Here is a 14,440-nt window from a genome sequence, read left to right as displayed (position 1 = left end):
GTGCGCGAGACCGGAATGTCGCGTTGCGGCGGACGAATCACCCGGATTCGGCGCCCATCCTGCCCTGATCCTGCACGCTCGGTTCGGCTTCACCCCGGCCGAAGTGGTCGCCCCGGGCCCGGAAGGCGGTCCACGCCGAGCCTTTCGGCGAATGGTTCCACTTGGGCGATAGCGGATCTATGGTCACCGAGTATGGCGAGCCAAGACGTCGAGGGTCGCCCGTGCCTAATTGAGCGCGCGATGGACGGCGTCGGTCGGATCGGCGGCGAGTTGTGCTGCCGCTATGGGGTTTCCGGCGGCATCGTGGAGTTGCCAGCCACCGAGAGAGACGACGGGGATGCCATCGCGGTGGCGCGCGAAGGCGAGTTCGGAGAGGGTGCCCCAGGAGCCGCCGATCACGATGACGGCGTCGGCGGAGTGGATGAGGATGGCATTGCGGGCCTCGCCCATATTTGTGTAGAGGATGGCGGATAGGCCGGGGCAGGCGGCGGAGCGGTCGGTGTCGGGGCGGATACCGATGACGAGACCGCCCGCGCGGGCGGCACCCGCGGCCACCGCGGCCATGACGCCGGTGCCGCCGCCGCAGAGCACGGTGGCACCGGCGGTCGCGAGCAGTCGCCCGACCTCCTTGGCCCATCCGGCCTCGGTGTCGGTGCAGTCACGTGGTCCGCATACCGCGACCTGTAGGGGTGTGTGACCAGCCATGGCGTCGACGATAGTTGCGAGTGATCTGGTTCGGCGGGCACGCGCGCCGCGCATGAAGAAGTCAGTGCGCGCGCTCGGTGAGCAGCGTATCGAGTCGGGTCGCGAAGTCTTCGGCGGCGGAGTTGTATCCGACGTGGTCGCCCGCGAATTCCAGGATGTCGAGTCCGAGGCTTTCGCTGAGCACGGCGTTGGGCAGGGCGGGGAAGGTGTCCTTGGAGTCGTGACCGACGGCGAGGACCAGCTTGTCCGCCGCGGCGCGCAGCGCGTCGAGATCCGGTGTGTAGCGGATGTACTGACGCATTTCGTGCTCCATCCAGAACATCATGTTCTGCTGGATGCGCTCGGCCATCGCCGCGACCTCGGGGCTGGGTTCCTCGGTCGGGTCGTTTTGCGGCCGGTGCAGCCCGACACCCACTGCGAAGTGGGTCAATGCGGCGAGGTACCCCTCCGACTTGCTGATGCGATAGACCTCTTCGAAGAAGGCGAGCCACTTGTCGGCATCGGGGAGCACGGTGGCCAGCGGCGGTTCGTGTGCGATGAGGGTATGCACGAGTTCGGGATGGGCGGTGAGCAGTTCGAGTGCGACGATGGCGCCGGAACTGCTGCCGAGTACCGCGGCGGGCTGGTCGCCGAGGTGGGTGAGCAGGGCCGCGGCATCGGCGCCGTCGAGTTCGACGCGATGGTCGATCGCACCGTCCTCGGGACTGCGGGAGAAGCCGCGCCGATCGTAGGAGACCACGGTGTAGCGGTCGGCGAGTTGTTCGGCGATCTGGCCGAAGGTTCCGGCGTCGCCGTTGCCGCCGGGGATGAGCAGCAGCAGGGGACCGGTGCCGCGGATCTCGTAGTGGAGTGTGGCGCCGGGGACGGTGAGGGTGTGATCGGTAGGGACGTCCATGGGAAAGGCTCCTGGTAGGAAGGACAGTTGCCGCAGCGCTTCCCGGATGACGGGCAGTGCCGCGGTGGGCGGGTCGGTATCGACCCAACGGTCGATACCGACCTGCAGTGCCGTCGCCATGGCGCCGGCCATGATCCGCGGGAACATATCGGAATGCGGGTCGCGGCCGGTGCGTTCGGCAATGGCCGTCGCGATGGCCTCTTGGATGACGGCTTGCGCCTTGAGATATTCGCCCTGCAGTGCGGGCTCGGTGGTGATCAGCCGAATGCCGCGGATCCAGGCCGGATCGGGCAGTTCGTCATCGCGGAATTCGGCGAGTACCGCGTGAATGACGGCGGGCCACAGCGATTCGGCCGCCGGACGATCGTGCAGTCCGTCCGCGATCCGCCGTGCCCGATCCACCGCCACCGAACAGACGGCCTCGTATTTACTGGCGAAGTAGTTGTTGAATGTGCGTGGCGAGACGCCCGCCGCCGCCGCGATGTCCTCGACCAGCACATTGTCGAGCCCGTGCGCGACCGCCAGCCGCAGCGCCGCGAACCCCAGCGCCTCTCGAGTCGCCAGCTTCTTGCGTTCGCGCAACCCGAGTACGAATGCCACACCATTCACGATACGCAAACTTGCGGGGCACGCAAGATTGCGTGATCGGAAAGTTTTGCGTCGCAACGAGATCAACGACGCGTCAACCGCCATCGCATGAGATCAGCAGAGCCGCAATGGGCCCCAGCGAATTCGGCGTTGCTAGGCGGATTTACGCAATACCGCAAGCCGTCCGAGCAACCAGGCGACCACCACCGCGGCCAGGAACGACAACAGCGACGCACTCATCCACGCCTGCTTGGTGAAGTGCACCTTCTCCTGCACGTCCACCCAGAAGTGCGTCCACACGCCTGCGTCACCCGGGTTGATCAGCTGGTACACCGAAAGTCCCACCAGCCATGCGAAAACCATGCCCCAGCGCGAGGGGGCGTTCGCCTCGGTATTCCACTGTCCCTTCGCGCGCAGGAAGAAGTCCGCGACCAGGACCCCGAGCAGTGGCACGAACACCGATCCGATCAGACCCAGGAAACCGAAGTAGTTCGCCATATTCAGCCGCAGCGCCAACAGTGTGATCAGGACGCCGAGACCGATCGACAGCACGCGCCGATCGACCCGTGGCGCGAGGTTCTGGATCGAGACGGCCGTGGAGTACACATTCGCGAACGACTGGTCGGCCTCACGAAAGACGAAGATGAAGAAGAACACCGCGCCGAGGCTCACATTCAGGAACGGCGAGTACACCCCGCCGTCGCTGGAGGCGAGTGCCAGCGCGAACAGTCCCAATACATACGCGACGATCTGGGTGACCGCATACGCCCCACTGGCCGCGCCGAATGCTGCACCGGTGCTGCGGGAATGCCGGGTGTAGTCGGCGGCGACCGGGACCCAGGAGATGGACACGGCCAGCGCCGCGTCGGTGGCGATCCAGAACAGGTTCCAGTCGACGCCGAACGGCCCGTCGCCGGTGGGACCCGGGTTGGTGGTGAGGTCGGGCAGGCCGGCCCGCACGAACTGGATGTAGAACCAGATCAGCGCGATCACCACACCGGCGGTCACGAATCGGCGCAGCATCCGCACCGAGCCAAGGGGCCAGATCGTCAATACGGTCGTCAGCACTCCCGCGGCGACCACGTAAACCCAGTGCGGCCCACCGTGGAACAACTCCTCGGCCGCATCGCCGATGACGATCAGCTCGAAGGTGCCCCATCCGATCAGCTGGGCGATATTGAGCACCGTCGGCAGATAGCTGAGCTTGGCGCCGAACAGTCCGCGCAGCAACATCATTGCGGGTTTGCCGGTTTTCGCGCCCGGCACCGCGGCCAGGCCGAGCATGAGTCCGCCGACGACAGTTCCGATGATCATCGCGAGAATGCCTGCGGCGATGGAGATCTGGGCCGCGCCATCGGTATTCGGCGCGAGCACGGTGTAGGCGCCGGAGAAGGCGATCAGGCTGACGCCGAGGTTCGCCCAGAATGCGCTCTGATCCCAGAACGAGAGCACCTTCGGTGCGGGCTGGTCCAGGGTCAGCGGAGCTTCGCGCCGCTCGGATCGATCAAGGGTGGATGCAGACATCCCGGTACCGCTCTCCCTACGCCGGAATTACCCGGACAGGTTCATGCGGTCGGCGAAGCGTGGGGTCCGCCCTCTCAGCCCGGCCGTGCCCGAGCTCCCGCGCTGGGGTTTGTTCGGGCGAAATGTTACACCTGCCCGCGGCTGCGCCCGGCTCGGCCTTCGGACATTCCAGACAGGTTCCGCGGTCCGCCCACGAAAGCTGCGGAGAGCGTCCATACTGTCGCTACCGATCTGGTTATCGCCCGGTTATCTGCTGCTCATCGCCCGCCGACCCTGGAGTGAGACGCGCCATGATCCTGATCGCTGTGCATGAGACCGTACTGGCCCAAATCGACAATCCGACGCCGGAGGCCCCGCCCAACTCGGACAAGATTCTCCAGATGGTCCGCTACCTGACCTGGCTGGTGATGCTATCGGGCGTCTGCGGCATCACCTACGCGGGCGGGCGGTTCGCGTGGGAGAAGTGGAGCAATAACACCCTGGAGTCGCCGAAGATGCTCGCCGGAGCGATGCTCGGCGGCGTCATCGCATCCAGTGCGGGCACCATTATGAATACCCTGGTCGGCTGAAACCCGCTGCCGCGCTTGCTGGTTGCGCGAGGTCCGGGGTACGGGTGACGGTTGCTTTCGCGATGTGCGCGAAGGCGACCGCATCGTGGACCGCGGCGCCGCCCGGGTCATTGTTGAAGTAGACGAAGACGTCTTCGCGGTCCGACCAGGTGTCGGCCAGGCGGCGCGCCCAACTCGTGAGTGCTGTGCGGCCGTAGCGCGGTGGCGGTGTCGCGCGTCCGGAGTGCAGTCGCAGATAGCCCCAGTCCGTTGTGCGCCACAGCGGAGTGACCGGGCGGGAATCGGCGTCGGCCCAGCACAGCGCGGCACCGCATTCGGCAAGTACGGCACGGACTTCCGGAATCCACCAGGACTCGTGTCGGGGTTCGACGGTGACCCGCGTGTCGGTTGGAAAACAGCGCAGACAGGTGTCGAGCAGTGCCGGATCGGCGCGCAGCGTCGGTGGGAGTTGCAGCAGCACCGGGCCCAGCTTCGCGCCCAGTCCGGATGCGTGCTCCAACAGCCGCGCGACGGGTTCCTCGGGTTCGCGCAGCCGCTTGATATGGGTGAGAAAGCGACTGGCCTTGACCGCGAAACAGAATCCGGGCGGTGTCCGGTCCTGCCATGACGCGAAGGTTTCGGTGCTCGGCAGTCGATAGAAGACGCTGTTGCTCTCGACGGTCGCGAATCCCGCGGCGTAGAACTCCAGCCACAGCCGCTGCGGCAGTTCCGCCGGATACAGGACGCCGCGCCAGTCGTGGTACTGCCAACCCGAGGTGCCGACGAGCAGGGGCATATCTCCATCGAAGCACGCGCATCCCTTTCCCGGGACGGCTATATCAACTACGCTATGTAGTAGAAGATATCGGGAGGGTGCGATGCGGGCACAGTCGGTAGTCGAGCGTCGAATTGCGTTGGTGCAGTGGAGTTTTCTGCAGTGGGCTGTCTTCGTGCTCGGTGCGGTGCATATCGCGTGGGCGATCGCGGGGTGGATCGCCGAACCCAGTTTCGAACTCGGTGAACACGCTCCGGCGACACCGGTGCTCGGCATGGACTACAACGGCTGGCACGCGGTGGCCGGGCTATTGCTGTTCGGGCCCGCGCTGATAGCCGCGACCCGCAAATCGTGGTCGGCCTGGTACTGCGTGATCGCCGGGTCGGGTGGCGGAATTGCGGTCGGAGTGTGGGCGCTGTTCTCGCACCGTGTGCTGGTCTTCAGCTTCCCGAGCCATGTGACGGACGCGATCGAGCACCTGGTGACCGGCGCGACGCTATTGGCGCTGGTCGCCGTTCAGGCCATCCGCGACGGTGGACTGCGCCCGGTCTTCGGCATGTCTCAGTCTCAGTAACAGCCTTCGAGGGTTGCGGCGGCGAGGGTGTCGATGACATCGATGACATCGTTGTGCGCGTGCAGCGCGGCGCGTTGGCGGCGGGCACCGTTGCCGCGCGCCACGACCGCCTCGACGGTATCGGCGACGAAGTCCAGGTCGCCGGACTGCTCGAGTGCCGGGCTGACATAGTCGATCAACCGAGCGAGCAGTGTGCGGTTCGGAAAGGGACGCCCGGTCAGGGTGTCGAGGCCAGCGCCGTCCAGGCCGGACCGGGCGGCCTTCCAATACGCGGCGCGCAAGAGTTCTGCGGATACCCGCGGCGGGGGCCGCCGGTCCTGCTGTGCCATCACGACCCCGGCGCGAATCAGCGTGGCCAATAGCGCCGTCTCCTCGACGGTCGCCGGCACATCGCTGACGCGCACCTCGACGGTAGGAAATGTCGCCGAGGGCCGAACGTCCCAGTACACCATCGCGGTATCGAGAATGCTGCCGCTGGCCAGCATCATCTCGACCATATCGTCGTAGTCCGCGATGGAGTCGAAAAAGGGTGGGGGACCGGCGCTGGGCCAGCGTCGCCACATAATGCTGCGCCAACTGGCGTATCCGGTATCGGTGGCGCGGTAGATCGGGGAATTGGCCGTCAGTGCCAGCAATACCGGCAGCCAGGGTCGCAGATAATTCCCGACCTGCACGGCGGTTTCTCGATTCGGCACCCCGACATGTACATGGCAGCCGCATAATCCCTGCTCATGTGCGAGCATGCCGAAATTGCGCTCGATGCGCTGGTAGCGGGGGGTGTCGGTGACCGGAAAAGCGTCCGGCACGGCGGGCGGCACCGCGACGGCGAGCAGGCGCGCACCATGCTTTTCCGCGCAACCCGCGACAGCTGTGCGCAGTCGACGCAATTCATCGAGCAATTCCGAGGTCTGGGTGTGCACCGCGGTATTGGTTTCGACCTGACAGCGCGTCAGCTCCAACTGCAGATCGATCCCGATCTCGGCCGCGGCCGTCGCAACTTCGACATTGCGCGGGCTGGGGGCGCCACTGATCGGCTCCGCCAGCAGGAACTCCTCCTCCACGCCAACAGTCGGCGAGGCCGCGTCCATTCCTGGAGTTTACTGCGCGCGGTGTGCGCGTCGATCGCGATGGCCAGCGTCGATGAATTTCCGATATCCGGATCGTCCTACCGATATGGACGCAACCAATCTCGCAGACCTGTACGAGTTGCCGCCGCTCGACTGGGCCGATATTCGAAAACGGCTCGACGTCGGAATCGAACAAGGCCCTGGCAGCAATGGCCCGGACCGGCACACCTGCTGGCTGACCACGATCAACCCCGACGGCAGCCCGCATGTGACCGCTGTCGGCGCGCTGTGGGTCGAGGGCACCTTCTGGTTCGTGACCGGCGCACGCACGCGCAAGGGCCGCAATTTGGCCCGCGATCCGCGCTGTTCGGTGAGCGTATCGACCCGTGAGTTCGACCTGGTGCTCGATGGCACCGCAACCCAGGTCACCGACACCACGCTGGTCGCCGATATGGCGCAGCGCTATGTCGGTGCGGGTTGGCCCGCCCGCGTGGACGACACCGGCCGAGCGCTCACCGCCGCCTACAGTGCCCCTTCTGCGGGCCCGCCGCCGTGGCACGTCTACCGCGTGACCGCGCGCACCGCGACCGCCCTGTCGACGGTGGAGCCGGGCGGTGCGACCCGCTGGCGGTTCTGAGTCTCGTCCCTGCCGTCGCGGTCCTCGGGGTATAGCTCCCGCCGAGATCGCTCGCGAGGTCGTGATCGCGGCGTCGACTATTACCCGCGGGGTAATCGTTTCTGAGCCGTGCGGTTCGTAGGATCGGCAGGGTGAGTACGCAGACAGCCGGTGACCTGTTGCGCCACTGGCGGCTCGAGCGCAGGCTCAGCCAACTGGAATTAGCGGGGCGCGCCGAAACCTCCGCGCGCCATCTGAGTTTCATCGAAACGGGTCGCGCGAATCCGAGCCGCACCATGGTCGTGCACCTGTGCGAGCAGTTGGAAATCCCGTTGCGCGAACGCAACCGGCTGCTGCTCGCGGCCGGTTACGCTCCGGCCTACGCCGAACCCGACCTGGATACCCCTGCGATGGATGCGGTGCGCGGCGCGATGCGCCAGATCCTCGCCGGACATGAACCCTATCCGGCGCTGGCCATCGACCAGGGCTGGAACATGATCGACGCCAATGCCGGTGTCGCACTGCTGTTGGCGGGTATCGATTCGAAGCTGCTCACCGCACCGGTGAACGCGCTGCGCCTGAGCCTGCATCCCGACGGTATGGCCAGCCGCATCATCAACCTCGCCGAATGGCGCGGCCACATTTTCGAGCGCCTGGCCCGCCAAATCGAGGTCACCGGCGCGCCGGAACTGATCGAGCTCCGTGACGAACTGCGCCGATATCCGGGCGGCGAAGTAGATCTCGCGCTGCCCGAACCCGACCAAGCGGTGGTGCCGCTGCGCCTGCGTCACGAGGATCACGAACTGTCGTTCATCAGCGTCACCACCGTTTTCGGCACCCCGATGAACGTCACCGTCGCTGAACTGGCGGTCGAATCGTTCTTCCCCGCCGACGAGGAAACCAAGAAGCGCCTCACCGCGGCATCCCGATGATCCGGCGCGCCGATCGAATCGTGGGAACGCATGGGATGCAGTCACATACGATCCCAGGTGCTGGTGAAGTCGAAGACCATTCCGACGTATCCGAAAACTACGGCGCGGGACTGGGAGTCGCTCGGGCGGTACGGGCGCAGGCGCCTTGGCGCGAACGAGGTCCGGTGGAACTGATTCCCGGTGCGTAACACGACGCATCGGAACCGGGAGTTCGGGCGGGGAACGAGTTGAGAGCAGGCCAGGTGTGCAGGTGAAGCAGTCGGCGCGGCTCGCGGAGTTGCTCGGCGTCCCGGTGCGCGCGGTGACCGATGTGGGGTCGAGTCATTCGTGGACGCTGCATCGGGCCGCACTCGCCGATGGCCGGGAAGTCTTCGTCAAGGCCGCGCTCGATCGGGCGCAGGTGTTCCGGGCGGAGGCGGCGGGGCTGCGGTGGCTCGCAGTCGGGGTGCCCGAACTGGTGCCCGAAGTGCTCGCGGTCGACGACCGGATGCTGGTGCTGCCGTGGCTGTCCCGAGCCGCCCCGACGACGGCCGTCGCGGAACGTTTCGGCCGCGATCTCGCTGCGCTGCACGCGAATTCGCCGGGATCGTTCGGCGCGCCCTGGACAGGTTGGATCGCCGACCTGCCGCTGGACAACACCCGATTCGACGGCGCATGGGCACGCTGGTACGCCGACCGTCGCCTCGCCCCGTACCTTCCGCGCGTCGCCGCCGACCTCGGCCGCGATGGCATCCGCCTGCTGGAGCGCGTCATCGACGAGATCGAAACCCTGGCGGGCCCGAGCGAACCGCCCAGCCGCATCCACGGTGACCTGTGGTCCGGCAACCTGCTGTGGACCACCGACCGCGCACTGCTCATCGACCCCGCCGCCCACGGCGGTCACCGCGAAACCGATCTCGCGATGCTCGCCCTGTTCGGTGCACCGCATCTGGACCGAATCCGCGGCGCCTACCACGAAACCCACCCGCTGGCCGACGGCTGGCGCGCCCGCATCCCCCTGCATCAACTGCACCCGCTGCTGGTGCACGTCGTGCTCTTCGGCGGCGGCTACCGAAGCCAGACGCTCGCCGCAGCCGCCGCAGCGCTTGCGGCATAGCGCCGTATCAGCTCGTTTTCGCGATGACCTTCTCCGCGAACCGCGACAGGTGCGCGATCTTGGTGTCCAGCGATTCGGTATCGGGTTCGGTCGTATACGGATAGCGGAAGCCCACGATCACATCGGTGACACCCTTGTCCTCCAACCGTTTCACGCCGTCCACGGTGAATCCGTCCAGCGAGATGACGTGCACCTCGAAGTCCTTGCGGGTGCCGTATTCGGCGCGCAGGGTTTCGAGTTTTGCGAGCAGCCGGTCCAATTCGGCCGGGTCACCGCCCGCGTGCATCCAGCCATCGCCGCGCTGGGCCGCGCGCCGCAAGGCCGGGCCGCTGTGTCCGCCGATGAGGATCGGGATCGGCTCGGTGGGCACCGGGCTGATCTTGATGGGCGGCAGATCGTAGTACTTCCCATGGAATTCGAAGTAGCCGCCCGCGGTGAGACCGCGCACGATATCGATGCATTCGTCCATGCGTGCGCCGCGATGTTCGAACGGCACACCCATGATCTCGAAATCATCCGGCCACGGGCTGATACCGACGCCGAAACCGAACCGGTTGCCGCTCAACGCCGCGATCGAGGCGGCCTGTTTGGCCACCAGCACCGGCGGACGGATGGGCAGCTTCACCACGAACGGGGTCAGGCGCAGTGTCGTGGTGGCCGCCGCAATGGCCGCCGACAGCACGAATGCCTCGATGAACGGCTTGTCCTCCAAGAACTCCCGACTGCCGTCGGGGGTATACGGGTAGGTCGCGTCGGATTCCTTCGGATAGGCCACGCTGTCGGCAATCGTCATCGACGTATATCCGGCCGCCTCCGCGGCCTGTGCCAGCGGCACATAGTAGGTCGGATCCGTCATTGTCTCGGCATAGGTGAATCGCATGTCAATTGCCTTCCATCCCGGTACTTTCGGCGCGGTGCGCCCTGTTCGGTGCCGCCCCCGATATGCCAGCCGCATGCGCACCGGCGCGGCGCCCGAAGTAGGACCCCTCGCCGAGACACGTCCCGCTGGCATAGCCGGAACTGTCCTGTGCCAGATTCGAGGCGCAGGCGCCCGCCGCGTACAGCCCGGAGACCACCGACCCGTCGGCGCGCAGCACCGCACCGTCGACGGAGGTACACACTCCGCCGAGAGTGAATCCGACGTAGGTGGCCCGGCCCGGCGTGAGATCGAAGGCACCCCACGGGCCTTCGGTCAACGGGGTCAGCCAGTCGGGATGCTTGCCGAATTCGGGATCACGTCCTTCGGCCGCCGCGGTGTTGTACGCGGTCGTCGCCGACGCCCCGCCCGCTGTGCCGCTGCGCTCCAGCAGCAGTACCCGCGCGCCCGCTTCGGCCGCGCTGATCGCCGCGCACGCTCCCGCGATCCCGAAGCCGACCACGATCACATCCGCGATGGCGTCCCATTCGACCGGGCCGGTAATGAGCTGGGGGAGTTCGATTCCTAGGCCCATGGATTCGAATAACCCTCCGGGATCAGGTAATCGAACATCGCCTTCATATCCGCCGACAACCGCATGAGCTCAACGGTCGAACCGAGCGCACCGCCATCGAGATAGGTGAATTCCATTCCGACACCCTCGAACGCACCCCGCGCGAGGATTTCCGCCCCGTTCGTCCTCGCCTCGGCCAGCGCCGCGTCATAGTCCTCGGGCACCCACGCGATGTGATGCAGTCCCGGCCCCACCGTATCCAGATGCTCGGAGTACAGGCTGATCCCGGATTTCGGCTCGATCAGCTCCAATTGCTGCCCGCCCGCATATCCCAGCGCCACGGTGATCGTGTAATCGGCTGGCGCGCCGCGCAATTCACATGCCTGCGGCCCGAAGTGCACATCCGGGATGGTGAACCACTCGGCGACGCCATAGCGCTCGGTGTACTCCCGTCGGGCCGCATCGATATCGCGCACCACCCAGCACAGCTGGAAGATCGGACCCCGCGCGATGGTCATCGGATCACCTCAACTCCGCCCAGTGGCTCGTCGGATTCGCAAAAACAGCCGGTACGCACGACCAATTAATCACTGATGCTTAACATCGTCAATACCCGGATTTAGTACAGTTCTGACATGGCCACCGAGGATCCGCGTGCCGCGCTGCTCGACGCGGGCGAACGACTCATCGCCGAACGCGGCGTGGACGTCCCGCTGCGCGATATCGCGGCGGCCGCGGGTCAGCGCAACAACTCAGCGGTGCACTACTACTTCGACTCCCGCGGCGGGCTGATCGAGGCCATTGTCGAACGCCGCATGAACTGGCTCGAGGACCGCCGCATGGGTCTGCTCGCCCAGCACGAGGCCGACGGCACCGCACACGAGATCCGCACACTGGTCGCCATGCTCACCGCACCCATCCTCGAACTCATCGGCACACCGCGGATCACCCATTACGGTCGCTTCCTCGAAGTGGTGCGCGCCCACCCCGTGGTCGCCGACGCCCGCCGCCTCGCCGGTGCCGACCGCGCCGCCGTGCGCATCATCGCCACCCGCCTCGACGCGGCCCTCGCGCAACTCCCACCCCGCCGACGCCGCCAACGCCTGGAAACCATGGCAACGGTGATGTTCGCCTTGATCGCCGACTATGAACGCGCGCTGGAAGCGGGCGTGCGCACCGCGGACCCGGACAGCGATACTGTCGAAATCATCGACATGATCGTCGCCATGCTCACCGTGCCGGTCCACCAGGCGACACCCGGTGGCGCATAGCGACTGATCGGGATCGAACCCGGAGATCAGCGAGCGCGGCTGTGCCGTCTCAGGATGTCAGCGGTATCCATCGTCGTGCCGGTTCGCGCGGTCTCTGAGTCCGTCGAGGACAACCCGCAGGTTGCGGCTCCACTGGCCGCTGTCGGCCGACAGGCCGATGGTGTGCGAGTCGGTCGAGACTCCTGCGAGCAGGAAAGCCACGTCCTGCCAGGTGATATCGCCTCGCATCTCGCCCGAAGCCTGCGCGGCTTCGACCAGATGCCTGATCCGCGCACGTATTTCAGCCAGCAATCGATCCAGGCCCGGGATACCGGCACCGCCCAGCGCCTCGTTGGCACCGCAGCTCTCCGCGCGCAATCGCACATACACGGAGGCGAAATCGGTGAATCCGCGCCATGGATCGGGGTCGGCGATCGCGTTATCGGCACTGGCGATCATCTCGCCCAGCACCTCCTCCAGTACAACCTGCAGCAGCGTCTCGCGCGAGGGAATCCGCCGATAGAAGGTGCCCTTGCCGCCGGCGCGCTGGGCGATCTCCTGCGCAGTGACCTCGACCCCGACCTCGGCCAGCGCCGACCGCGCCGCCGTGACCAGGCGCTCGAGGTTGCGGCGGGCATCGGCGCGGGGCGTTCGACCGGCCTCGTCGGCGAGCAGTCGATCAACAGCACTGATCACACCGTCAGCATAGCAAGTGGACTCTGCGAGTCCGTTTAGGTAAAACGGACTCAGAAGGTCCGTTTATCTGATCGGAGTGATCATGGCCCCCATTCAGGCGCGGCAGGACTGTTGCCTGGCGGCGCTAATCGCGCCAGACGGGTGGACGCTTGGCCAGGAAGGCCGCCATCCCTTCGCGGGCGCCGGGGAGTTGGGCGGCGGCGGCCATGACTTCCAGGGCGAGGGCGTAGGCATCTGCTTCGGGGCGGTCGAGTTGGCGGTAGAGAGTGCGTTTGCCGAGTGCCTTGCTGGCCCGGCTGCCCCTGGTAGCGCGGGCGAGCAACTCGGCCACGGCAGTGTCGAGCTCGGCATCTGGCACCGCTCGGTTGATCAGGCCCCACTGTTCGGCGGTGCGGGCATCGATCGGGTCACCGGTGAGAGCGAGTTCCATGAGGCGTTTGCGGCCGACGGCGCGCGCCACCGGCACGGCGGGAGTGTGGCAGAACCAGCCGCCCTTGCCGCCGGGAAGCGCGAAACCGGCCGATTCGGCGGCGACGGCCAGGTCGCAGGAGGCCACCAACTGGCATCCGGCGGCGGTGGCCAGACCGTGCACGCGAGCGATCACCACCTGCGGCACCGACTCGATGGTGGACATGAGCTCCGTGCACAGTGTCAGCAGTTCCCGCACGCCGAGCAGGTCGCGCGCGGCGACGTCGGCGAAATCATGTCCCGCGGAGAACACCGGACCGCGCGCCCCGAGCACTATCCCGGTGGCGTCGGTCTCGCCGGCGGCCCGGAACGAGGCGAGCAGTTCGGCCAGATGCTCGCTCGACAGCGCATTACGCCGCTCCGGCCAGTTCATGGTGATGCGCACCGTGTCGCCGTCCCGCGCGACCAGCACATGCCGATACTCCAAGGCGGTCATACCTCCACCGTAGATCTCCACAGGCAAGGAGACGACACCTCACGAGTGATCGAGACCCCCGCATCGTTGTCGGCCGACCCCATCGCCATGCCCACCGACCTACCTGTTACGGCCACTCGTCGCAATTCGTTGCCGAAGCACACCGAATTCAGGTCTCCGAATGGCCGAAACCAGGCCGGACCGATCTGGTACGACCCCCGCTTCGCCGCCGGGGGCCGCTGTGATCATTTGCTCAGAGCTTTGCCGCCATTAGGAGCCACCGCGAACCACGTTCCACCGACACCCTGGCCCAGCAGATCGCCTGGTTTGGTGTCTTTCGAGAAGTAGTACACCGGCCAACCTCCGATAGTGATTTGGCATGTGCCGTCGGCACGTTCGATGAACCCGACGAGTTGGGGGTCGACGCCCGAGGCGTAGAGCGCTTGATCGCGGGCAACGGTCAGCGGCGGCCAGGTCACGGCGCACTGCCCGGAGCAATTGGATACCGATGGCGTCGCGGTGTCCTTGTCGAACCGGTACAGCGACCGTCCGGATCCGTCCGAAACAAACTTTCCGACGCTCGGGTTGCTGGTCACCTGGAGTTGCACTGCGTTCGCGGTCCCGGCCGGGGCCGCACCGCCGTAGATCTTCAGCCAGCCCTGCGTTTTCGCTACTGCGGCAGCCTGTCCCGCTGCGGGCGCTGCTGTGGCTGCGGCTGTCGCGGTCGAGGACGTCGTCGCCGTCGCCTCGGCACCTTTGTCGCCACCGCAGGCGCTGAGCAGACCGGCGAGAGCGACCGTAGCAGCGGCGAGCGGCACTGCGACACGCTGGATTCGTTTGGCTGAATTCATATTTCGGATC

The 14,440-nt window shown here is 66.4% G+C and carries 16 protein-coding genes, 1 pseudogene and 1 riboswitch; of the genes and pseudogenes, 6 read left to right on the top strand and 11 right to left on the bottom strand.

Features of this window, described 5'->3' with window-relative positions; all coding sequences use genetic code 11:
* Positions 1-225 precede the first annotated feature (225 nt).
* The 3 genes from ABZW16_RS22330 to ABZW16_RS22320 form a co-directional block, all read right to left on the bottom strand.
* The gene (locus ABZW16_RS22330) at positions 226-705 is read right to left on the bottom strand and encodes an LOG family protein (protein WP_354957883.1); all 480 of its coding nucleotides are present in this window, start codon (positions 703-705) and stop codon (positions 226-228) included.
* 61 nt (positions 706-766) lie between these two features.
* Positions 767-2,200, bottom strand: a complete 1,434-nt coding sequence (locus ABZW16_RS22325; RefSeq protein WP_354957882.1) for an alpha/beta fold hydrolase — start codon at positions 2,198-2,200, stop codon at positions 767-769.
* A gap of 141 nt (positions 2,201-2,341) precedes the next feature.
* A complete protein-coding gene (locus ABZW16_RS22320; protein WP_354957881.1) occupies positions 2,342-3,712 on the bottom strand; it encodes a cytosine permease in 1,371 nt (456 codons plus the stop codon).
* Positions 3,707-3,823, bottom strand: a riboswitch (TPP riboswitch). Its footprint overlaps the gene before it by 6 nt.
* Positions 3,824-4,002: 179 nt before the next feature.
* Between ABZW16_RS22320 and ABZW16_RS22315 the strand changes: the two genes are divergently transcribed.
* A complete protein-coding gene (locus ABZW16_RS22315) occupies positions 4,003-4,281 on the top strand; it encodes a hypothetical protein (protein WP_354957880.1) in 279 nt (92 codons plus the stop codon).
* Here the strand turns inward: ABZW16_RS22315 and ABZW16_RS22310 are convergent.
* On the bottom strand, positions 4,259-5,056 hold the full coding sequence (locus ABZW16_RS22310; RefSeq protein ID WP_354957879.1) for a DUF72 domain-containing protein: 798 nt from the start codon (positions 5,054-5,056) through the stop codon (positions 4,259-4,261). The two genes, ABZW16_RS22315 and ABZW16_RS22310, sit on opposite strands and share 23 nt — an antisense overlap.
* 82 nt (positions 5,057-5,138) lie before the next feature.
* Between ABZW16_RS22310 and ABZW16_RS22305 the strand changes: the two genes are divergently transcribed.
* Positions 5,139-5,609 (top strand): DUF4383 domain-containing protein, encoded by a 471-nt coding sequence (locus ABZW16_RS22305; RefSeq protein ID WP_354957878.1) that lies wholly within the window; start codon positions 5,139-5,141, stop codon positions 5,607-5,609.
* On the opposite strand, the gene ABZW16_RS22300 is transcribed toward ABZW16_RS22305, so the two are convergent.
* Entirely contained in the window at positions 5,603-6,697 is a 1,095-nt protein-coding gene (locus ABZW16_RS22300; RefSeq protein ID WP_354957877.1) for a glutamate--cysteine ligase, read from the bottom strand. The genes ABZW16_RS22305 and ABZW16_RS22300 overlap by 7 nt on opposite strands.
* Positions 6,698-6,782: 85 nt before the next feature.
* Between ABZW16_RS22300 and ABZW16_RS22295 the strand changes: the two genes are divergently transcribed.
* The 3 genes from ABZW16_RS22295 (at position 6,783) to ABZW16_RS22285 (ending at position 9,320) form a co-directional block, all read left to right on the top strand.
* The gene (locus tag ABZW16_RS22295; RefSeq protein ID WP_354957876.1) at positions 6,783-7,313 is read left to right on the top strand and encodes a pyridoxamine 5'-phosphate oxidase family protein; all 531 of its coding nucleotides are present in this window, start codon (positions 6,783-6,785) and stop codon (positions 7,311-7,313) included.
* Positions 7,314-7,444: 131 nt separating this feature from the next.
* Positions 7,445-8,224, top strand: a complete 780-nt coding sequence (locus ABZW16_RS22290; protein ID WP_354957875.1) for a helix-turn-helix transcriptional regulator — start codon at positions 7,445-7,447, stop codon at positions 8,222-8,224.
* Between the two features lie 250 nt (positions 8,225-8,474).
* Positions 8,475-9,320, top strand: a complete 846-nt coding sequence (locus ABZW16_RS22285) for a fructosamine kinase family protein (RefSeq protein ID WP_354957874.1) — start codon at positions 8,475-8,477, stop codon at positions 9,318-9,320.
* 7 nt (positions 9,321-9,327) lie between these two features.
* On the opposite strand, the gene ABZW16_RS22280 is transcribed toward ABZW16_RS22285, so the two are convergent.
* From ABZW16_RS22280 to ABZW16_RS22270, 3 genes and pseudogenes are all read right to left on the bottom strand, one after another.
* Positions 9,328-10,200 carry a TIGR03619 family F420-dependent LLM class oxidoreductase gene (locus ABZW16_RS22280; protein WP_354957873.1) on the bottom strand — a complete coding sequence of 291 codons (873 nt, stop codon included), beginning with the start codon at positions 10,198-10,200 and terminating at the stop codon, positions 9,328-9,330.
* A gap of 1 nt (position 10,201) precedes the next feature.
* Positions 10,202-10,723 (bottom strand): annotated as a pseudogene (locus ABZW16_RS22275) (FAD-dependent oxidoreductase); the annotation flags it as partial.
* A gap of 38 nt (positions 10,724-10,761) precedes the next feature.
* A complete protein-coding gene (locus ABZW16_RS22270) occupies positions 10,762-11,268 on the bottom strand; it encodes a VOC family protein (RefSeq protein WP_354957872.1) in 507 nt (168 codons plus the stop codon).
* Between the two features lie 117 nt (positions 11,269-11,385).
* Here ABZW16_RS22270 and ABZW16_RS22265 point away from each other — a divergent pair, with 117 nt between their 5' ends.
* Entirely contained in the window at positions 11,386-12,021 is a 636-nt protein-coding gene (locus ABZW16_RS22265; RefSeq protein ID WP_354957871.1) for a TetR family transcriptional regulator, read from the top strand.
* 57 nt (positions 12,022-12,078) lie between these two features.
* Here the strand turns inward: ABZW16_RS22265 and ABZW16_RS22260 are convergent, their stop codons facing one another.
* The 3 genes from ABZW16_RS22260 to ABZW16_RS22250 form a co-directional block, all read right to left on the bottom strand.
* Positions 12,079-12,696 (bottom strand): TetR/AcrR family transcriptional regulator, encoded by a 618-nt coding sequence (locus tag ABZW16_RS22260; protein ID WP_354957870.1) that lies wholly within the window; start codon positions 12,694-12,696, stop codon positions 12,079-12,081.
* A gap of 124 nt (positions 12,697-12,820) precedes the next feature.
* Positions 12,821-13,600: an enoyl-CoA hydratase-related protein gene (locus tag ABZW16_RS22255; protein ID WP_354957869.1), complete on the bottom strand. Its 780-nt coding sequence runs from the start codon at positions 13,598-13,600 to the stop codon at positions 12,821-12,823.
* Positions 13,601-13,824: 224 nt separating this feature from the next.
* Positions 13,825-14,430: a hypothetical protein gene (locus ABZW16_RS22250; RefSeq protein WP_354957868.1), complete on the bottom strand. Its 606-nt coding sequence runs from the start codon at positions 14,428-14,430 to the stop codon at positions 13,825-13,827.
* Positions 14,431-14,440 lie beyond the last annotated feature (10 nt).

It is taken from the genome of Nocardia sp. NPDC004604, from assembly GCF_040609795.1.
Lineage (GTDB): Bacteria > Actinomycetota > Actinomycetes > Mycobacteriales > Mycobacteriaceae > Nocardia.
Note: the sequence above shows the minus strand (reverse complement) of the source record. Positions and strands in the feature narration are given on the sequence as shown.